This window comes from Amycolatopsis sp. NPDC051373 (assembly GCF_040689465.1).
In the GTDB taxonomy this organism is placed as follows: Bacteria; Actinomycetota; Actinomycetes; order Mycobacteriales; family Pseudonocardiaceae; genus Amycolatopsis.
On record NZ_JBFBAE010000014.1, the window covers coordinates 115896 to 134409 of the forward strand.

Below are 18514 nucleotides of genomic sequence, written 5' to 3' on the forward strand. Positions count from 1 at the left end.
CCCGCTGCCGGTCGCTGCCACTGTCCAGGCCTTGACCACGCTCTTCACCAGGCCAGTATGCCCGAGGGCTTGACATGCAGTCGTTTGACTGCCTTACTGTGAGTGTGCAACCGGATTTGAACGCGGTGTTCAAGGCGCTGGCCGACCCGACAAGGCGTTACCTGCTCGACCAGCTGCACGAGGACAACGGACAGACGCTCAACGAGCTGTGCGCCCGGCTGGACATGACGCGCCAGACGGTCACGCAGCACCTGTCCGTCCTCGAGGCGGCGAACCTGGTCAGCACGGTGCGCCGCGGGCGGGAGAAGCTGCACTACCTCAATCCGGTCCCGTTGCACGAGATGCAGGAACGCTGGGTGGACAAGTTCGAGCGCCCCCGGCTGCGCGCGCTGAGCGCCGTCAAACGCCGAGCAGAGGAAGCCATGACCGACAAGCCGAGTTACGTTTACGTCACCTACATCGAGAGCACACCGGAGAAGGTGTGGCAGGCGCTCACCAGCGCCGAGCTGACCGGCCAGTTCTGGGGCCACCGCAACGAATCCGACTGGCAGGTCGGCTCACGCTGGGAGCACGTGCGCCTCGACGGCTCCGGCATCGCCGACGTCTACGGCGATGTGCTGGAGGCCGTGCCGCCGAAGCGGCTCGTCACCAGCTGGTACGACGTCGGCAACCCGGAGGTCCCGCCGTCCCGGGCGACGTTCGACATCGAGCAGTACGACGCGATCGTGCGGCTCACCGTGACCCACGAGGAGCTGCCCGACGAGCAGGCGAAGCGCGACGTCGGCCGCGGCTGGCCCGCCGTGCTGGCGAACCTCAAGTCGCTGCTGGAAACCGGTCACGTGCTGCCGCAGCAGCCGTGGACGATGCCCTGATCACCGGGCGCCGGCTATTTGTCGACACCCTCGTACGTGCCTCGCGTGAAGCGCTTCGAGAAGACGAAGTACACGATCGCCACCGGCACCGTCATCAGCAGCGCGGCGGCGAGCTTGAGCGGGAACTGGTTGCCCTGCCCGAGCTCGCCGGACACGAGCGAGGCGACGCCGGTGGTGAGCGTGTTCAGCGCCGGGTCCTGCCGCGACACGATGTAGTGCGGCAGCTCGTTCCAGGACCCCTGGAACCCCAGGATCGTCATGGTGATGAGTGCCGGCTTCGACATCGGCAGCACCACGGACCAGAACGTGCGCAGCGGTCCGGCGCCGTCGATGCGAGCCGCCTCTTCCACGCTCAGCGGCACGCTCTCGAAGAACTGCTTCATGATGAACACGCCCGACGCGTCGGCCAGCAGCGGGATGATCATCGCCGCGTAGGTGTCGTACATGCCGAACTGGTTGAGCACCAGGAACTTCGGGATGAGCAGGACCACGCTCGGCACGGCGAGCACGGCCACGATCGCGCCGAACACCGCGCTCCGGCCGCGGAACCGCAGCCGCGCCAGCGCGTAACCGGCCATCGAGTTGAACACCACCCGGCCGACGGTGATCGTGACCGAGATGAAGATCGAGTTCAGCGCCCAGCGCGGGAAGTCCTGCTGGGCGAGCGTGGAGAACACGGCCACGGACCACTCGTGCGGCCAGGGGGTGAGCGGGTGGGCCGTGGCGTCGGCGTCGGTCTTGAACGCCGTGGCCAGCTGGATCAGGAACGGGTAGATGTAGGCCACGGCGACCAGCAGCAGCACGCCGTGACCGACCCAGCGAAGGTATCCGCGTCGCTTCACCGCCGGCTCCTCCGTTTTCCGTCCTTCTCCTTCAACAGCCAGCGCTGCACGAGCGTGAGCACCACGATCACCAAGAACAACAGGAACGCGATCGCCGAGCCCTGGCCCCATTCCTTCCCGATGAACGACGTCGAGTAGGACAGGTACGCGGGGGTGAGCGTGGTGTTGGCGGGGGCGCCGCGGCTGAGCACGTAGATCTGGTCGAAGACTTGCCACGTGCCGATCAGCCCGAGGGTGAGCACGAGGAACAACGTCGGGCGCAGTTGCGGCAGAGTCACGCGCCAGAAGCGCTGCCACCCGTTGGCGCCGTCGATCAACGCGGCCTCGTCGATGCCCGGCGGCAGGTTCTGCAGCGCCGCGTAGAACATCAGCATGAAGCCGCCGGTGGTCGTCCACACCACGAGCACGATGATCGAGCACATCGCCACGCTCGGGCCCGAGAGCCAGTCCCACCAGGTCAGTCCGAGGAAACCGTGCGACGTCAGCGCGGCCGGGTTCTTCGGCACCCCGAGTCCGTTGAGGACGATCTGGAAGACGCCGCGGGGGTCGGCGAACCAGCTGGGACCGTCCACTCCGAACAGCTTCAGCGCGGCGTTCACCGTGCCGGTGCTGGAGAAGAGGAACAGGAACACCACGGAGATCGCGACGGAGCTGGTCACGGTGGGGAAGTAGAACGCCGTGCGGAAGAACTGCTTGCCCCTGAGCCGGCGCTGGTTCAGCACCATCGCGAGGAACAGCGCGAGCGCCGTCTGCAGCGGCACCACGAACAGCACGAAGTAGCCGTTGTTGCGGATGCTCGTGGCGAAGTTGCGTTGCGTGAGGCCGGGTTCGGTGAGCAGCGCTGCGTAGTTGTCGCCGCCGACGAAGTGCACGCGCGAGGAGAACGGACTGCCGTTGCCGGTCCAGTCGCTCACGCTCACCCACAGCGCCATCCCGATGGGCAGCACGAAGAACAGAGCGAGCACCACCAGCGTCGGCGCGAGGAAGAGCCAGCCCACGCGGCCTTCACGTCGGCTCGGGCCCTTCCCCCGCCGCGCCGGGGATGGTGGCGCGGCGGGGGTGCTCGTGGTGGTGAGCAGGGTCGTCATGCCCAGCTCACTGACCGAGCGCGGCGGTGGTGTTGGTCTGCAGCTGCTGCAGGATCTGCTTCGGGTCCGCGCCGGGCAGCTGCTGGATCTGGGCGTCGAAGTCGGTGAGCACCGGGTCCATCTTGGTGAGCGTCACCGGGCCGTGTGCCGAGTCGGCCCCGGCGAGGAACGCCGCCTGCTGCGGGAATTCCTGCTGGTACTGCGTCCGCGCCGACTGCCGCGAGGGCATCACGCCGAACGTCTTCGCGAACGCCAGCTCCTGCTGCGGCTGCATCAGCGCGTCCACGAGCTGCTTGGCCTGGTCCTGGAACTTGCTCTTCGCGGCGATGCCCCAGCACTGCGTGAACGAGAGCGTGCCCGCGCCCGCAGGGCCGGCCGGCAGCGGCACCACGCGGTACTTCACGTTGGGGTAGTCCTTGGTCATCCCGCCGACCATCCAGTTGCCGTCGACGCTCATCGCGGCCTTGCCCTGGCCGAACGCCTCACCCGAGTCGCCCGCGCCGATCTGCTTCGGGTACTTGGCGACGCCGGAGGCCAGCAGGTCGCGCACAAAGGTGAGCCCCTGCAGGTTCTGCGGGGTGTCGGCCGTGGCCTTCTTCTGGTCCGCGTCGAGCGGCCAGCCGCCGGCCTGGACCAGGAACGCGCCGACGCGGTCGCGGGTGTCGTTGAACACGAGCCCGGTGTGCCCGCCGGTGGTCAGCTTCTGCGCGGCGGCTTTGAGCTGGTCCCAGTTCTTCGGGATGTCATTGTCGGTCAGGCCCGCGGCGGTCCACTGGTCGGTGTTGATCGCCAGCGCCAGCGTGGAGAAGTCCTTGGGGACGCAGTAGAGCTTGCCGTCCTTGGTGAACGTGGTGCGCAGCGTCGGGTAGAGATCGTCCTTGTAGGACACCGAATCGCCGTAGGGCAGCATCTCGTCGGCGTAGCTCTGGAACTTGGTGGCGTCCACGGCGAACACGTCGGGCGGGCTGCCCGCGGCGAAGCCCTGGCTCAGCTGCTGCGGCAGGTCGTTGGCGGCGATCACCTGCACCTTCGAGCCGCCGGAGCCCGCCGCCCACTTCGCGGTGGCGTCCTGAACCGCGGTGAGCTCGGCGCCGCCGCTGGAGGCGATCATCAGCTTGAGTGACGCCGGGCCGGACTGCTGGGTGGCGGGCGCCGTCGAGTCGTCGAAGCCGCCGCCACACGCGGTGAGCGTGAGCAACAGGCCGGCAGCGGCGACAGCCGTGCGCGGGAGGGAACGGGGGTGACGCATCGATCCTCCTTGATCGTGCAGGTGGGGATGTCAGGTCGTGCGCAGCACGAGCCGGGGGGCGAGCAGGGTCGAAGCGGGTTCGGGGCCGGCGGTGCCGCGCAGGGTCGCGCGCAGCTGGCGCACGCATTCGGCGGCGACTTCGGCGATGGGCTGCGCCACGGAGCTCAGGCCGAGCACGGCGGCGGTCGGGGTGTCGTCGAAACCGATCACGGACGCGTCGGCGCCGGGGCGCAGGCCGCGGTCGCGCAGCTCGCCGACCACGCCGAGCGCGAGGGAGTCGCTGGCGCACACGAACGCGGTGGGCGCGGCGGGCTCGTCGAGCAGCCGGGCGGCGGCCGAGCGCCCGCCCTCCACACCGTCGAACACGGGGATCTGCGGCCGGTCCGCCAGTCCGGCGGCGGCGAGCCCCGCCTCCCAGCCGGCGCGCCGGTCGTCACCGGTCTCGGAGCCCGCGGGCCAGCCGACGAACGCGATGCGGCGGTGGCCCTGGCGCACGAGGTGCTCGGTGGCCAGGCGGGTGCCGCGGGCACCGTCGACGTCGACCCAGCCGTGCGCCCGCTCGTCGCCCCACGGCCGCCCGAAGGTGACGAACGGCAGCTCGCGCTCCTTGAGCCAGCGCGTGCGCAGGTCGTCGTGGTGGGTATGGGTGAGCACGAAGCCGTCGACGCCGACCGACGCGATGAGATCGGCGTACGCGCGCGTCTCGGCTTCGTCGTCGGCGGCGGTGAAGAGCATGATCCGGTGGTCGTACTCCTCGGCCGTGGCCGTGAGGGAGTGCAGGAACTGGTCGAGGACCACGCCGCTCACGCCGTTGCCGACCGGCGCGATGCGCATCCCGATGATCTGCGAGCGCGCGGTGCGCAGCTGGCGGGCCGCAGTGGACGGGCGGTAGCCGAGGCGGTCGATGGCCTCGAGTACGCGTTCGCGGGTCTCCGGGCTCACGAGCTCGGGCGAGTTGATCACGTTCGACACGGTCTGGCGCGAGACGGAGGCGGCTTCCGCGACCGAGTTCAGCGTGGCCCGCTGCGCCATGCTCGCCTCCTGGTGACCTGGTGTCGTACCTCGATCGAGGTACCGATTTGAACGTTCAATCTGGCGGCTACTCTGAACGGTGGCCGCTGACCTGTCAAGACTTCAATTGAACTTGACACGAACCTGGTTTGATCGATCAAATCGAGGGCACCCGACCCCACCGGAGGACGTTTCCATGCAGCCGCTGCTCCATGACCTCGCGATCGCCCTGCGCGCGCCGACCGTCGTCCTCTCCGGTCGCGACGGGCAGATCCGCGGCAACGGCACGCAGGGTCTGCTGCACGGTGACCTGCGGTTGGTGAGCGAAGCGGTGGTGACCGTCGACGGTCACGAGCCCGAACCGATCGGCTTCGAGGAGCCGGCGGCGGACCGCGGCACCTTCACCGGGCTGGTGCGCCACCTCGGCAATCCCGGCCCGGACCCGACGGTGTGGCTGCGCCGCCACCGCCGCGTCACGGCGAGCGGGGTGACGGAGGAGCTGGAGCTGGTGTCCTCGGCATCTGAGGCCGTGGAGTGCGTGGTCGAGCTCGCGCTGGCGGCGGACTTCGCGTCGATCGAGGTGATCAAGTCCGGCGGCTCGACGGTCCCGCTGGAGCCGGTGCGCGTCGACGGTGGCGTGCGGTGGGAGCAGGACTTGGTCAAGGCGGTGGTCGCCACCGACGGCGGGACCACTGTGGACGGTGCTCGCGTGCTGGTGAAGTGGCGCGTGCGCGTCGAGGACCGCGTGGAGCTGCACTGGACGCTGACCGCCACGGACCCGGAAGCACCCTTCGTGCCGGGCTCCGCCGCGCGGCTGCCGGTGCCCGTGGTGGAGGCCGACGACCGGCGGTTCACCGCGTTGCTCAACCGTTCGCTCGACGACCTGGATGCGTTGCTGCTGGCCGAACGCGAGCACCCGCGTGACGTGTTCGCGGGCGCCGGTGCACCCTGGTTCTTCACGCTCTTCGGCCGCGACAGCCTGTGGGCCGCGCGCCTGGCGTTGCCGCTCTCGCTTTCGCTGGCGGGCGGCACGCTGCGCACGCTCGCCCGGGCCCAGGGCGAGCGCCACGACCCGGCGACCGGCGAGGCGCCCGGCAAGATCCTGCACGAACGCCGTCGCGCCGGCTTCGAGGTCCACGGCATGTCACTGCCGGCGCGCTACTACGGCACCGTCGACGCGACCGCCCTGTGGGTCGGCCTGCTGTACGACGCCTGGCGCTGGGGCCTGCCCGAGGCCGAGGTCCGCGCGCTGCTGCCGAACCTGCGCGCCGCGTTGTTCTGGATCACCGGCCTGTCCGACACCGACGGCGACGGCTTCGCGGAGTACCTCGACGAAAGCGGCCGCGGCCTGGCCAACCAGGGCTGGAAGGACTCGGGCGACGCCGTGCGCTTCGCCGACGGCACGATCGCCAAGCCGCCCGTCGCGCTGTCCGAGGTGCAGGGCTACCAGTACGAGGCAGCCGTCCACGCCGCCGAGCTGCTCGCGGCGCTCGGCGAACCGGCCGACGGGCTGCTTTCGTGGGCCGCGGCCCTGCGCGCGCGCTTCCGCTCGCACTTCTGGGTGTCCACTGCAGACGGTCATTTCCCGGCGCTGGCCCTGGACGGCGCGAAGCAACCGGTGGATTCGTTGACGAGCAACATCGGGCACCTGCTGGGTACGGGCATCCTGGACCCGGCCGAGAGTGCTTCGGTCGGCGAGTTGCTGCTCCACCCGTCGATGGCCGCCGGCTTCGGCCTGCGCACGATGTCCTCGACCGCGGGCGGCTTCTCGCCGCTGAGCTACCACTGCGGCTCCGTCTGGCCCCACGACACGGCCGTGGTCGTCCGCGGCCTGCACGCGGCGGGCCAGTCGTCGCGCGCCGCTGCGCTCGGCCTGCAACTCGTGCGTGCGGCCGGCGGGTTCGACAACCGCCTGCCGGAGCTGTTTTCGGGCTACGGCTCGGCCGACGTGTCGTCACCGCTGCCGTACCCCGCGTCGTGCCGTCCTCAGGCCTGGGCGGCGGCGTCCGCGGTGACGTTGCTCGTCACGTTCCTGGGCCTGCGCGTCGACGTGCCCGCCGGCGTGGTCACCCTCGACCCGCCGCGGCCGAGCCCGGTGGGTGCCCTGCGCGTGACGGACCTGCCGCTGGCCGGGGGCACGCTGGACGTCAGTGTGGCCGCCGATGGGACGGTGACGGAGCTGCGACTGCCGCCGGGCCTGCGGCTGGGCTGAGGCCCTCGAGTCTCACGCCACGCTTCGGGGGGTGCCGCCGAACCGTGGTGTGAAAGTCACCTTGCTCCTGCCACGAACCCGAGGTTCCCTGGAACGACCCTGCGCCAGGGGACCTCGGTGTCGTGAGTTCAGCTCATCCGATACAGCATCGCCCGCTCCACGACCGTCCACGTCGTGGTCGTCAGCAGATACAGCGAAGCGGCCAAGGGAACAAAAGCGGTTACCGCGACTGTTCCATAGGGCAGGAGGCGCAGGAACCGAGCGCCGGGAGCGGTGAGGTCGCGCCGGCGGTCCTGCCACCGGATCGAGAACCACGACACCACGGCGAGCAGGCCGGCCACCACGAACACGACCGGTGCCGCCGCCAGTCCGTGGGCGCCGAGGGTGATGCCGAACAACGTGCTGCCGAGCAGGGCATTGGGCGCGCCGGAGATCACGGCCGTGCTGAAGAGGTGGTACATCACCCAGAAGAACGGCAGCTGCGCGAGCATCGGCAGGCACCCGACGAACATCGACGTGCCCGACTCCTGCTGGAGGTTCGCCATCTCCGCCGCGAGCCGTTCGCGGTTCTTGCCGTGCTTCTCCTGCAGCTTGCGGATTTCCGGGGCCAACGCGGTGCGGGCCTGCTGACCGCGCGCCGCGGCTCGGGCGAACGGCACGAGCAGCAGCCGCACGGCGACGGTGAACAGCACGATCGCGGCGGCGGCCGCGAACGAGCCGGTGAGCGGTTCGGTCGCCGAGGCGAGCCAACCGACAAGGTGGTACGCGCCGGCGACGGGCACGTCGAAGATTTCGGGCATGACAGCACTCCAGGGGAAAGTCGTTTCAGGGCAGGCGGAATCGGCTGCGGACCGTCCTGATCGGACTGACCTGGAAAGGCGTTACGCAGCCGGGGAGTGCCACCCGGGTGCGCGGGGCCGGCTTCGGCCGGAGGCGCCGGGATCGCGCAGCCGCAGGAAAGCCGCGCGACGCGCGCGCTGGTTCAGAGCGGTGCGGCGGGCGCGGACCGGTACGGTCCACGCGGCCAGCTCACCGCGGTTGGCGTTGCTGACGACCAGGACCACGAGCAGGCTCGCGGCCACCACGGAGGCGAACGCGAGGATCGCGGCCGGGCCGGCTTGGTCGAAGACGTGCACGGCGGGGAACGCCAGCTGCAGTGGTGAAGCAAGGTGCAGCAGCGTATGCATGGTGACGCCCCCTTTCTCCGTCGCCGCGATTGTAGCCGGTTGTGGTCCTCGGCGCCCTTGCGCTATGCTCACCTCGATCCCCATGGATGCCGGCCCGGCCGCCCGGGGGAGTTCTCACTTTCACGAAAGCCCCGTCGATCTCGATGTGGCGTTCGCTCGTTTCGCGGTCCCACTGATCGCGCCTTTCATCCTCAAGGAGTCAAAACCATGTCATACCAAGGAATTCTCGACATCCACGGCAAGACCGCCACCCTCGGCTACACGCCGGGCGGTCCGTCCGTCCCCTTTGGACTGATCCGCAAGCACGACCTGCGGCGCGGCGACGAGATCGTCGTCGACGGCGAGCAGGTCGTCTCGGTCAACGGTGCTCCTCCGGCGCAGAACCGCCCGGAGTTCGAACGGCTCACGCCGGTGCACCCCGACCAGCGCCTCGTCCTCGAAACCACTCGCCACCAGCTCACCACCCGCGTGCTCGACCTCGTCGCGCCCGTCGGGAAGGGGCAGCGCGCGCTGATCGTGGCGCCGCCCCGCACCGGGAAAACGTCGGTGCTGCAAGCGATCGCGCAAGCGGTGGCCGTGAACCACCCCGACGTGCACCTCATGGTGCTGCTCGCCGACGAGCGGCCTGAGGAGGTCACCGACATGCAGCGGTCGGTGCGCGGTGAAGTCGTCGCGTCGACGTTCGACCGCAAGCCGTCCGAGCACGTGGCCGTGGCCGAACTGGCCGTCGAGCGCGCCAAGCGGCTCGTGGAAAGCGGCCGCGACGTCGTGCTGCTGCTCGATTCGCTCACCCGCCTCGGCCGCGCCTACAACCTCGCCGCTCGCACGTCGGGCCGCGTCCTCTCCGGCGGTGTGGACGCCGGTGCGCTGCACCCGATGAAGAAGATCCTCGGCGCCGCGCGCAACATCGAGGGCGGCGGTTCGCTCACGATCATCGCCACGGCGCTCGTCGGCACCGGCTCGCTCGCCGACACGGTGTTCTTCGAGGAGCTCAAGAGCACCGGCAACTCCGAGCTGCGCCTCGACCGCCTGCTGGCCGACAACCGCGTGTTCCCCGCCGTGGAGCTCTTCGGCTCCGGCACCCGCCGCGACGAGCTGCTCGTGCCGGCCGCGGAGCTCCAGGTCATGAACGAGGTCCGCCGCGCCCTGTCCGGCCAGGACCCCAAGCGCGCGACCGAACAGTTCCTCGACCAGGTCCGCACCACGAAGTCCAACTCCGAGTTCATCGCCCGGGTCGCCGCGTCGCTCGGCACGCCGGCCGAGCTCGCCGCGTGAGCGCGGGAGGTAATCTCGAAACATGGCGACACACGGGCCCGAAGACCGGCCGGCCGGCAACCTGGGCTGGGCACTGGGCACGGTGCTGCGCCGCTGGAACGGCGAGGTCGACCACGTCCTCGCAGGCCTGCCCCAAGGTCCGCGCGGCTTCCAGGTCCTCGGCGCCGTCGTCCACGCCGACATCCCGACGCAGGCCGCGCTCGCCGCGCACCTCGGCATCGACCGCACGGTGATGACCTACCTCATCGACGAGCTCGTCGCCGCGGATCTCGTCGAACGCAAGCCCGCGCCGGAAGACCGCCGGGTCCGCCGCATCGTCGCCACGGTCCAGGGCCGCGAAGCGCTGGCCGACGCCGAGCGCCGCGTCGCCGCCGTGGAGGAAGCCGTGCTGGGCGGGCTGAGCGCTGAGCAGCGCGCGCTGTTCCAGAACCTCACCTACCAGGCCGCGTGCCTGATCCACGAGCAAGACCCGGTCGCGGACTCGTGCCGCACCGTCTCCGAAGCCCTGCGCTGATCCTTCTCGCCTTGTCACCTGGTTGACGCTTGCCCCGGAATAGGTTGTCAAACAGATGAGTTGTGAGTTATATAAGTTGCAGCACAGACGAGAAGGCGGCAACCCATGCACGACCTGCTGTTCGGGACGTTCCTGACGCCCGACGCGCACCACCCCGAGCACGTCGTCGACCTGGCGATCGAGACCGAACGCGCGGGGCTGGACCTGGTGACCGTGCAGGACCACCCGTACAACGCCGGCTACCTCGACACGCAGACGCTCCTGACCTGGCTCGCGGCGAGGACGACGAAGCTGCGGGTCGCGGCGAACGTCACCAACCTGCCGCTGCGCCCGCCACAGGTGCTGGCGAAGGCCGCGGCGTCGCTGGACCTGTTGTCCGGCGGGCGCTTCGAGCTGGGGCTGGGCGCCGGCGCGTTCGCCGACGCCGCGTTCCGGATGACCGGCGAGCGCCGCACCACGGGCGAGTCGATCGAGGCGCTGACCGAAGCCATCGACATCCTGCGGGGCATCTGGGACACCGACACGTCCGGTCCGCTGCGCCACGACGGCAAGCACTACCAGGTCCCGGGCCTCAACCGCGGGCCGCGGCCGGCACACGACATCGGCATCTGGCTCGGGGCGTACCAGCCGCGCATGCTCGCCCTCACCGGCCGCGCGGCCGACGGCTGGCTGCCCACCTACGAGTACCTCCGCAACCCCGGCCTCACCGAGGCGATCAAGCGCATCGACCACGCCGCCGCCGAAGCCGGGCGCGACCCGGCGGCGGTGCGGCGGCTGCTGAACGTGATGAACGTCGGCTTTTCGCCCACGCGGCAAGGGTTTCTGCAGGGGCCGCCCGAACAGTGGGTCGACGAGCTGCTGCCGCTGATCCTCGACGTCGGCATCACCGGCTTCCTCTTCGGCGGTGACGATCCGCGCGTGATGCGGATCCTCGGCGAGGAGGTCGCGCCGGCAGTGCGGGAGGCCGTGGAGAAGGAACGCAGTGGGGTGCGCTCGGCGGCTGCGTTGGCTCAGCGGCACCATGGGGTGGACTACGACGCGCTGCCGTCGTCGTTGGCGGGCAAGGCTGTGGAGCCGGGGGATTCCGCGTACCAGCAGGTGCGGCACACGTACGTGCGCACGGGGTCGCCGAGCCTGGTGGTCCGCGCTCGGTCCACACAGGACGTGGTGGACACACTCGCTTTTGCGCGTAAGCAGAACCTGACGTTGGCCGTGCGCAGCGGTGGCCACGGCATCAGTGGTCGATCGACGCTCGACCGTGGGGTTGTGCTCGACCTGGGCCGGATGAACTCCGTTGAGGTCTTGGATCGCGCGAAACGCTTGGTGCGCCTCGAGCCGGGTGCGCGGTGGGGTGACGTCGCGCAGGTGCTGGCGCGTGAAGGCCTCGCCATGAGCTCCGGTGATTACGGCGACGTCGGGGTCGGCGGCCTCGCCACCGCCGGCGGTCTCGGGTACCTGGCCCGGAAGTACGGGCTCACCATCGACCACGTCGTCGCGGCCGAGCTGGTGGTCGCCGACGGACGGGTGCTGCGCGTGGATGCCGCCCACTACCCGGACCTGTTCTGGGCCATCCGCGGAGCGGGCGGCAACTTCGGTGTGGTCACGGCGTTCGAGCTCGAAGCGGACGAAGTGGACAATGTCGCGTTCGCCAACCTCACCGTGGACGCCACCGATACTGCGGGCCTGCTGGAAGCCTGGGCCACGACCGTCGAGAGCGCGCCGCGCGAGCTGAGCAGCTTCCTGGCTCTGCTGCCCGGGCGCCGCCGAAGCGCGCCCACCGCGCAGATCACCCTGATCTACGCCAACGACGACGTCGAAGCCGCACAGGAGGTCTTCAGTCGTTTCCTCGACGTCGGCCCGGTGCTCGCGCAGCAGGCGCAGCTCGTGCCGTACTCGGCGATCATGGTGGCCCACCACGGTCCGCACCACGGCCAAGGCCTGTCCGACACCCGCAGCGGCCTGCTCACGCACGTGACCCCGCCGGTCGCGAACGCCGTCGCCGACCTCGTGGCTTCCGGCGACATCCTCATGGTCCAGTTCCGCTCGGCCGGCGGCGCGGTGAACGACCAGCCGGCCGACGCCATGGCCTACTCGCACCGCACGCAGAACTTCTCCGTGCTGGCCACCACCGCCCCCGCGTTGCGCGAGAGGATGGACCGCCGCTGGGACGGCTTCCGCCCGTACTTGGACGGCATGTACCTGAGTTTCGAGACGGACACCCGCCCCGAACGCCTGCTCGACGCGTTCCCCGAGCCGGTGCTCACGAAACTGCGCGCCCTCAAGGCGGAATGGGACCCGGACGGCGTCTTCAACCGCAACTTCCCGATCAGCTGACGGGTCAGTGGCCCGGAATGGTCACCAGCCACCGGTCGGATCGCCGGCGCAGGTAGCCAAGCCAGTACCCGCCCGACACCACGAGCACCGCGGCCGTGATGCCCAGGTCCAGCGCGGTCTGCTCGACGAGCACGTACCCCAGCGCCAGCACCACGACCACCGGGATCACGGGCCAGCCCGGCATCCGCCAGACGTGCGGGCCGCGGTGGGCAGCGCGGCGGGCGCCGAGCACGGTGATCGCGATGGCCAGGTAGAGCGCCACCACGGCGACACCCGTGACGCCGCTCAGCGTCTCGACCGGGACGAAACACAGCACGGCCTCCGACAGGCCCACCACCAGCGTCGCGACCCACGGCGAGCCGAATCGGGAGCTGACCACGCTCAGGGCGCGGTTCACCGGGTCCGGCCAGGCACGGTCGCGGCCCGACGCGTAGAGCACGCGCGAGTTTTGGATGACCATCACGATCACCGCGTTCACGATCGCGGCGGCGATGCAGAGGCTGATGACGGTGCCGAGTGTCGAGCCGCTCCAGCTCACGACGAGGGCGGTGAGATCGACCTCGCCCAGGGAGCCGGTGTCGGCGAGCGTGATGGCGACGACGGGGACGAGGATGACGAGGGCGCTGATGCCGAGCGTCCACAGCACGGTTCGCGAAACGGTCCGGTGCGGCTCGCGCATCTCCTCGGCCAGATACACGGCCGTCGAAAACCCTTGCACCACAAAGAGAGCCACGGCGAGCCCGGCGATCACCGTGACGAGCCCGACGCTGCTCACGCCGTCGAGGCTCGGGCGCACCAGCACCGCGGGCGAGCGGTCGGCGTGCGCGAACCCGAGCACCGACACGACCACCACGGCGATGAGCTCGATGGCGAGGAACACGCCGGTGATCCACGCGTTGGAGCGCAGGTTCGCCAGCCCCATCACGGTCGACGCCAGCATCACCGCCGCGCCGGCCGGCGAGGGGTCGAGGTGCACGATGGGCGCGAGGTAGTCGGCCACGCCGAGCGCGATGATCGGCGGCACGACCAGGACCACGATGAACGACAGCACGAACGTGATCCAGCCGGAGAAGCGGTTGAGCACCGTGGTGACCATGGCGTACTCGCCGCCCGCGCTGGGCACGAGCGTGCCGAGCTCCGAATAGCAGAACGCGATGCCCACGCACAGCAGCACGGCCAGCGCGATGGCCGGCGCGGTGCCCGTGCCGAGGTCGGCGAACAGTGGCGGCACGAGCACGAACAATGAGGACGCGGGCGTCACGCAGCTCAGTGTCAGCAGTGTTCCGCCGGTGACGCCGATGGAGCGGGTCAGCTCGCGGGGTGCTGCGGTGCCTGTCGTGGTGGACTCGGCGAGAGCCGGTTCAGGGGGCATGGGGGCGATGTCCCTCCGTCGGCGGCGCAATGTTTCGACGGATGGAACAGCACTGATTCGGTGTTGTCAACGCCGCCAAGACGACTAAATCCGTCGCCCGTCGCACTGTGGACGGTCGCGTTCAGCGGCTCGCGCGCTGGCTTGCCGGGCCTCGGGCGGGTCGGGGATGATCCCGGGGGTGACCAGCCAGGAACCGAACCACCCCCGGCCCGCGCCGCCGGTGATCGACGACATCTCGAAGAAGATCATCGCCCAGCTCCAGGAGGACGGCCGCCGCGCCTACGCGACGATCGGCAAGGCCGTCGGCCTGTCGGAGGCCGCGGTGCGCCAGCGCGTGCAGCGCCTGTCCGATTCCGGGGTGATCCAGATCGTCGCGGTGTCGGATCCCTTGCAGGTAGGGCTTTTGCGTCAGGCCATGGTGGCGATCACCGTGGACGGTCCGCTCGAGCCCGTCGCGGACGCGCTCGCGGAGATGGCGGAAATCGACTACGTCGTGCTCTGCGCCGGCCGCTTCGACGTGCTGTGCGAGGCGGTGTGCGCCGACGACGAGGCGTTGCTGGATTTGATCTCGAACCGGATCCGCACCTTGCCTGGTGTGCGTACTGCGGAGACGCTCGTGTACCTGAAGCTGCGCAAGCAGTCGTACCAGTGGGGCACCCGCTGATCCTGAGCGACTAAATCCGAAGGTCTTTGGCGCCCACTGGCCTAGAATTAGTCGAGGTTACTCCGTTCGGCAACCGATACGCTTGCGTTGAGTGGCGGGCTCGTGCGATAACGAAGAGGTCCGGCCGGTTCGCGCCGCCATGCGTGCCCGGCACTTCGAGGCCCGCTTGCGAGGAGCCATGACCACCACCGCCGACCCCAACGCCGCCCCCGCGACTGCCTTGGCCGAGTCCGCGCGCGACAACCTCTGGCTGCACTTCACGCGCCACTCGGGCTTTGACTCCGCCGAGGTCCCCGTGATCGTGCGCGGGGAAGGTGCCTATATCTGGGACTCCCGTGGGAAGCGTTACCTCGACGGGCTTGCCGGGTTGTTCGCGGTGCAGGTTGGTCATGGTCGCGATGAGCTGGCGGAGGCGGCTGCTCGGCAGACGAAGCAGCTCGCGTACTTCCCGTTGTGGGGCCATGCGCATCCGCCGGCGATCGAGTTGGCCGAGCGTCTGACGGCTGCCGCGCCTGGGGATCTGAACCGGGTCTTCTTCACTGTCAGCGGTGGTGAGTCCGTGGAGACGGCGTGGAAGTTGGCCAAGCAGTACTTCAAGATCGTCGGGAAACCGACCAAGCACAAGGTGATCAGCCGCGCGCTCGCGTATCACGGCACTTCTCAGGGGGCGCTGTCGATCACGGGCATCCCTGGTGCGAAGGCGGACTTCGAACCGTTGGTGCCCAGTACGGTGCGGGTGCCGAACACGAATTTCTACCGTGCTCCCGAGCATGCTGATGACTATGCGGCTTATGGCCGGTGGGCTGCTGATCAGATCGAGCAGGCGATCGAGTTCGAAGGTGCGGACACGGTCGCCGCGGTGTTTCTGGAGCCGGTGCAGAACACTGGTGGGTGTTTTGTTCCGCCGCCTGGGTACTTCGAGCGGGTTCGCGAGATCTGTGACCGGCATGATGTGTTGCTGGTTTCGGACGAGGTGATCTGTGCGTTCGGTCGGGTCGGGTATGACTTCGCGGCCAAGCGGTATGGGTATCAGCCCGACATCATCACGACGGCCAAGGGGCTGACGTCTGGGTATGCCCCGCTGGGTGCCGTGCTGGCCAGTGATCGTCTGATGGAGCCTTTTGAGACTGGATCCACGACGTTCATGCACGGCTCTACGTATGGTGGTCATCCGGTTTCGTGTGCTGTCGCGTTGGCGAACCTGGACCTCATGGAGCGGGAGGATCTTTACGGCCACGTCCTCACCCAGGAGACAGTGTTCCGCGGCACCCTCGACCGCCTGCTGGATCTCCCCATCGTCGGTGACGTCCGCGGTGCGGGCTTCTTCTACGGTATTGAACTGGTGAAGGACAAGTCCACGAAGGAGACCTTCACGGCTGAGGAATCAGAGCGCGTTCTTCGCGGCTATCTCTCCGACGCCCTTTTCGAAGCTGGTTTGTACTGCCGAGCCGACGACCGTGCCGAGCCGGTGATCCAGCTGTCGCCGCCGCTGATCTGCGGGCAGAGGGAATTCGACGAGATGGAGCAGATCCTCCGCGAGGCGCTGACGGGAGCGTGGAAGCTGCTCTAAGTCGTCTTGGGTTCGTAGGTCAGGGCCACGGCGCCGGAGCCGAACTCGTGGCGGTTCACCAGACGCAGGTCGAGCGGGGTGGGCAGGCCTTCGAACAGCTTCGGGCCGTAGCCGGCGATTCTCGGGTGAACCAGGAACTCGTACTCGTCGATCAGGCCCAGCTCGGCCAAGGCCAGTGGCAACCTCACGCCGCCGACGTAGAGGCCCTCGCCCGGCTCGGCTTTCAGGCGCCGCACGGAGTCGGCGAGGTCGCCGGTGATCAGTTCGGCGTTCCAGTCCACGGCGGCCAACGTGCTTGACACGACGTACTTCTTCGCCGGGTCAATCACCTCGTGGAACGGCCGCGTCCACGCCGGCATCGCCGCCATGTCCGCGTGCGGGCCCCAGGCTGCTTCCATCATTTCGTAAGTGACGCGGCCGAAGAGCAGGGCGTCGGCGCGGCGCAGGGCGGCCGTCGCGTGCTGATGGGTGTCGGTGTCGGGCTCGATGGCGCGGTGGTCGACGCAGCCGTCGAGGGTGACGTTGATGGTGTACCGCAAGGGTCGCATGGAGTCAGAATAGCGGCGGACGGGCTGCCGAACTACGCAAAGCGGACAGTTTGCGCAAGGCGAGCCGCGCGTGCCCGCCTTCACTACGCTTTCCCCTGTTCACTCACGAAACGGAGGAAGCCGCGTGGCGGGATGGGCCGATCTGGTCGCGTTCATGAGGCAGGAGTACCGGGTGATCCGGGAGGAGCCCGACGAGGTGCGGATTCGCATGGCGTTCGGGGAGGATGCGGAGACGACCGGGCGCGCGCAGGTGGTCGTGGTCGCGCACGAGGTCTTCGACAAGAAGGAAGACTGGGTGCAGATCGCGACGCCGTTCGCGCGGGTGGACGAGGTGGACCTCCTCGACGTGCTGACCGAGGTGGGGCACACGCTCGTCGTCGGGGGGATCGTGGTGATGGGGGAGCACGTCGTCCTGCGGCATTCGTTGCCGTTGGTGAACCTCGACATCAACGAGTTCACGGACCCGTTGGAGCTGGTGGCGGGGTCGGCGGAGTTGCTGGAGCAGCAGTTCACCGGACGTGACGATTACTGACCTGTAAACCGAGAAGGGCCTCCCCGGGAAACCTGGGAGGCCCTTCTCGGTTCAGTAGGCAGGTCCGTCCATTCTGGACTTCGACGGACCAGGAGTCACCGCGGCGCAGTGGGTTCCGCGGGCGGGAAGCACGCCGTCGATGAGGAACTTGTCCGTGGCCGACACCATGCAGTCGCTGTTCTTGAAGTACGCGCTGTGACCCCAGCCGTCGTAGGTCAGCAGGGGTGCGCCGGTTTGGCGGGAGACGTGCTGGGCCCAGGAGTACGGCGTGGCGGGGTCGTAGCGGCTGTTCAGCAGGAGAACGGGCAGGTTGCCCAGGAAGCCGGGCGCGCGTTGGGGGTCGCGGACGGTGCCGGGCCAGCCGAGGCAGCCGGTGGCGGAGGTCCAGGCCAGGGGTGAGAACCGGATGTCCGGGGCGATCGCGCTGAGGGAGCGGCGGAAGGTTTCGAGCTCGCCGTAGCCGCTGACGGGCAGGCGCCAGTCGGAGCAGAAGATGCTGCTGAACGAGGTCGGCACGGTGATGTCGCCGAACGCGGACTCGGCGGGTTTGCCGTCGCGCAGGTTGACCATGCTCGTGGCGAGGCCGGACCAGTCGGGGCCGTAGAAGGCGTGGGTGATCATGCCCATCAGCGCGACCGGGTCGAGGGAGTCGTCGGGAGTGCCGAGGTTGCCGTGTTCGGCGCGGGTGTAGAGCTGGGCCATGACCGAGCGGACGTCCTGCCCGTGCAGAGCGCAGGACGGGGTGGTGGCGCACCAGTGGGCGAACTGGTCGAACATCTCCTGCGTGGCGCGAGTCTGCGAGCTCAGGAACGCCCAGGTGCTGCGCACGGAGTGGTCCATCGTGCCGTCGAGCACCAGCGCACGGACGCGGCCGGGATAGGCCTCGGCGTATTCCTGGCCCATGAGCGTGCCGTAGGAAGTGCCGTAGTACGTCAGCTTGCTTTCGCCGAGTGCGGCGCGGATGGCGTCGATGTCGTGGGCGACGCTCGTGGTGTCGACGTGCGAGGCGAGCGGTCCGGTGGTCTTGGCGCAGCTCGTGCCGAGGGCCTCGTTGCGGGCGGTGAGCTGGCGGAACTCGGCGACGCTCTTCGGCAGCTGCGGGTTCGGGGCCGTGACCTCGGTGAGGCCGCAGCGCACGGGGCTGCTCTGCCCGACGCCGCGCGGGTCGAAACCCACGGTGTCGAAGCGGGCGGTGATGGCCGGCGACAGGGGTCCAGCCGTCCTGCACCTCACCCGCGCCCTCG

General features: G+C 69.3%; 17 protein-coding genes. 8 read left to right on the forward strand and 9 right to left on the reverse strand.

The features are described 5' to 3' along the window. Window positions 1–104: 104 nt before the first annotated feature. On the forward strand, window positions 105–872 hold the full coding sequence (locus tag AB0383_RS26495) for a metalloregulator ArsR/SmtB family transcription factor (RefSeq protein WP_364184613.1): 768 nt from the start codon (window positions 105–107) through the stop codon (window positions 870–872). Window positions 873–886: 14 nt separating this feature from the next. Here the strand turns inward: AB0383_RS26495 and AB0383_RS26500 are convergent, their stop codons facing one another. Genes AB0383_RS26500 through AB0383_RS26515 form a run of 4 tightly spaced genes read right to left on the reverse strand, consistent with a single transcriptional unit; the run spans window position 887 to window position 5083 of the window. Continuing rightward, complete coding sequence (locus AB0383_RS26500) at window positions 887–1714, reverse strand: carbohydrate ABC transporter permease (RefSeq protein ID WP_366188798.1); 828 nt, start codon at window positions 1712–1714, stop codon at window positions 887–889. Then, window positions 1711–2802, reverse strand: a complete 1092-nt coding sequence (locus tag AB0383_RS26505; protein ID WP_364184542.1) for a sugar ABC transporter permease — start codon at window positions 2800–2802, stop codon at window positions 1711–1713. Before AB0383_RS26505 ends, AB0383_RS26500 begins: the two co-directional genes overlap by 4 nt. 7 nt (window positions 2803–2809) lie before the next feature. After that, the gene (locus AB0383_RS26510; protein ID WP_366188799.1) at window positions 2810–4051 is read right to left on the reverse strand and encodes an extracellular solute-binding protein; all 1242 of its coding nucleotides are present in this window, start codon (window positions 4049–4051) and stop codon (window positions 2810–2812) included. 30 nt (window positions 4052–4081) lie between these two features. Continuing rightward, complete coding sequence (locus AB0383_RS26515; RefSeq protein WP_364184547.1) at window positions 4082–5083, reverse strand: LacI family DNA-binding transcriptional regulator; 1002 nt, start codon at window positions 5081–5083, stop codon at window positions 4082–4084. A gap of 175 nt (window positions 5084–5258) precedes the next feature. On the opposite strand from AB0383_RS26515, the gene AB0383_RS26520 reads away from it, so the two are divergent. Continuing rightward, complete coding sequence (locus AB0383_RS26520; RefSeq protein ID WP_364184550.1) at window positions 5259–7274, forward strand: glycogen debranching N-terminal domain-containing protein; 2016 nt, start codon at window positions 5259–5261, stop codon at window positions 7272–7274. A gap of 128 nt (window positions 7275–7402) precedes the next feature. On the opposite strand, the gene yidC is transcribed toward AB0383_RS26520, so the two are convergent. Together yidC and AB0383_RS26530 are read right to left on the reverse strand one after the other, a co-directional pair. Further along, the gene (gene yidC / locus AB0383_RS26525; protein WP_366188800.1) at window positions 7403–8074 is read right to left on the reverse strand and encodes a membrane protein insertase YidC; all 672 of its coding nucleotides are present in this window, start codon (window positions 8072–8074) and stop codon (window positions 7403–7405) included. A gap of 81 nt (window positions 8075–8155) precedes the next feature. Further along, window positions 8156–8461 carry a DUF6412 domain-containing protein gene (locus AB0383_RS26530; protein WP_366188801.1) on the reverse strand — a complete coding sequence of 102 codons (306 nt, stop codon included), beginning with the start codon at window positions 8459–8461 and terminating at the stop codon, window positions 8156–8158. 207 nt (window positions 8462–8668) lie between these two features. Here AB0383_RS26530 and rho point away from each other — a divergent pair, with 207 nt between their 5' ends. From rho to AB0383_RS26545, 3 genes are all read left to right on the forward strand, one after another. Beyond that, window positions 8669–9736, forward strand: a complete 1068-nt coding sequence (gene rho, locus AB0383_RS26535) for a transcription termination factor Rho (RefSeq protein ID WP_364184556.1) — start codon at window positions 8669–8671, stop codon at window positions 9734–9736. Between the two features lie 22 nt (window positions 9737–9758). Then, window positions 9759–10250 (forward strand): MarR family winged helix-turn-helix transcriptional regulator, encoded by a 492-nt coding sequence (locus AB0383_RS26540; RefSeq protein WP_364184559.1) that lies wholly within the window; start codon window positions 9759–9761, stop codon window positions 10248–10250. A 105-nt stretch (window positions 10251–10355) separates the two neighbouring features. After that, a complete protein-coding gene (locus AB0383_RS26545) occupies window positions 10356–12584 on the forward strand; it encodes an LLM class flavin-dependent oxidoreductase (RefSeq protein ID WP_366188802.1) in 2229 nt (742 codons plus the stop codon). Window positions 12585–12588: 4 nt separating this feature from the next. On the opposite strand, the gene AB0383_RS26550 is transcribed toward AB0383_RS26545, so the two are convergent. Next, window positions 12589–13956 carry an APC family permease gene (locus tag AB0383_RS26550; protein WP_366188803.1) on the reverse strand — a complete coding sequence of 456 codons (1368 nt, stop codon included), beginning with the start codon at window positions 13954–13956 and terminating at the stop codon, window positions 12589–12591. A gap of 166 nt (window positions 13957–14122) precedes the next feature. Between AB0383_RS26550 and AB0383_RS26555 the strand changes: the two genes are divergently transcribed. Both AB0383_RS26555 and AB0383_RS26560 read left to right on the forward strand, forming a co-directional pair. Beyond that, the gene (locus AB0383_RS26555; RefSeq protein ID WP_364184569.1) at window positions 14123–14620 is read left to right on the forward strand and encodes an Lrp/AsnC family transcriptional regulator; all 498 of its coding nucleotides are present in this window, start codon (window positions 14123–14125) and stop codon (window positions 14618–14620) included. 178 nt (window positions 14621–14798) lie between these two features. Continuing rightward, on the forward strand, window positions 14799–16190 hold the full coding sequence (locus AB0383_RS26560; RefSeq protein ID WP_364184572.1) for an aspartate aminotransferase family protein: 1392 nt from the start codon (window positions 14799–14801) through the stop codon (window positions 16188–16190). Here the strand turns inward: AB0383_RS26560 and AB0383_RS26565 are convergent. Beyond that, window positions 16187–16738: a dihydrofolate reductase family protein gene (locus AB0383_RS26565; RefSeq protein ID WP_366188804.1), complete on the reverse strand. Its 552-nt coding sequence runs from the start codon at window positions 16736–16738 to the stop codon at window positions 16187–16189. The two genes, AB0383_RS26560 and AB0383_RS26565, sit on opposite strands and share 4 nt — an antisense overlap. 124 nt (window positions 16739–16862) lie before the next feature. On the opposite strand from AB0383_RS26565, the gene AB0383_RS26570 reads away from it, so the two are divergent. Continuing rightward, window positions 16863–17270: a YbjN domain-containing protein gene (locus tag AB0383_RS26570; protein ID WP_220243591.1), complete on the forward strand. Its 408-nt coding sequence runs from the start codon at window positions 16863–16865 to the stop codon at window positions 17268–17270. A 51-nt stretch (window positions 17271–17321) separates the two neighbouring features. On the opposite strand, the gene AB0383_RS26575 is transcribed toward AB0383_RS26570, so the two are convergent. Continuing rightward, the gene (locus tag AB0383_RS26575) at window positions 17322–18503 is read right to left on the reverse strand and encodes an alpha/beta hydrolase (RefSeq protein WP_366188805.1); all 1182 of its coding nucleotides are present in this window, start codon (window positions 18501–18503) and stop codon (window positions 17322–17324) included. Between the last annotated feature and the right edge of the window lie 11 nt (window positions 18504–18514).

What these genes read in the sequence shown, in the direction of transcription:
- AB0383_RS26505 (WP_364184542.1), bottom strand. Translation starts at nt 2,802, where the DNA reads ATGACGACCCTGCTCACCACCACGAGCACCCCCGCCGCGCCACCATCC.
- AB0383_RS26510 (WP_366188799.1), bottom strand. Translation starts at nt 4,051, where the DNA reads ATGCGTCACCCCCGTTCCCTCCCGCGCACGGCTGTCGCCGCTGCCGGC.
- AB0383_RS26515 (WP_364184547.1), bottom strand. Translation starts at nt 5,083, where the DNA reads ATGGCGCAGCGGGCCACGCTGAACTCGGTCGCGGAAGCCGCCTCCGTC.
- AB0383_RS26520 (WP_364184550.1), top strand. Translation starts at nt 5,259, where the DNA reads ATGCAGCCGCTGCTCCATGACCTCGCGATCGCCCTGCGCGCGCCGACC.
- yidC (WP_366188800.1), bottom strand. Translation starts at nt 8,074, where the DNA reads ATGCCCGAAATCTTCGACGTGCCCGTCGCCGGCGCGTACCACCTTGTC.
- AB0383_RS26530 (WP_366188801.1), bottom strand. Translation starts at nt 8,461, where the DNA reads ATGCATACGCTGCTGCACCTTGCTTCACCACTGCAGCTGGCGTTCCCC.
- rho (WP_364184556.1), top strand. Translation starts at nt 8,669, where the DNA reads ATGTCATACCAAGGAATTCTCGACATCCACGGCAAGACCGCCACCCTC.
- AB0383_RS26540 (WP_364184559.1), top strand. Translation starts at nt 9,759, where the DNA reads ATGGCGACACACGGGCCCGAAGACCGGCCGGCCGGCAACCTGGGCTGG.
- AB0383_RS26545 (WP_366188802.1), top strand. Translation starts at nt 10,356, where the DNA reads ATGCACGACCTGCTGTTCGGGACGTTCCTGACGCCCGACGCGCACCAC.
- AB0383_RS26550 (WP_366188803.1), bottom strand. Translation starts at nt 13,956, where the DNA reads ATGCCCCCTGAACCGGCTCTCGCCGAGTCCACCACGACAGGCACCGCA.
- AB0383_RS26555 (WP_364184569.1), top strand. Translation starts at nt 14,123, where the DNA reads ATGATCCCGGGGGTGACCAGCCAGGAACCGAACCACCCCCGGCCCGCG.
- AB0383_RS26560 (WP_364184572.1), top strand. Translation starts at nt 14,799, where the DNA reads ATGACCACCACCGCCGACCCCAACGCCGCCCCCGCGACTGCCTTGGCC.
- AB0383_RS26565 (WP_366188804.1), bottom strand. Translation starts at nt 16,738, where the DNA reads ATGCGACCCTTGCGGTACACCATCAACGTCACCCTCGACGGCTGCGTC.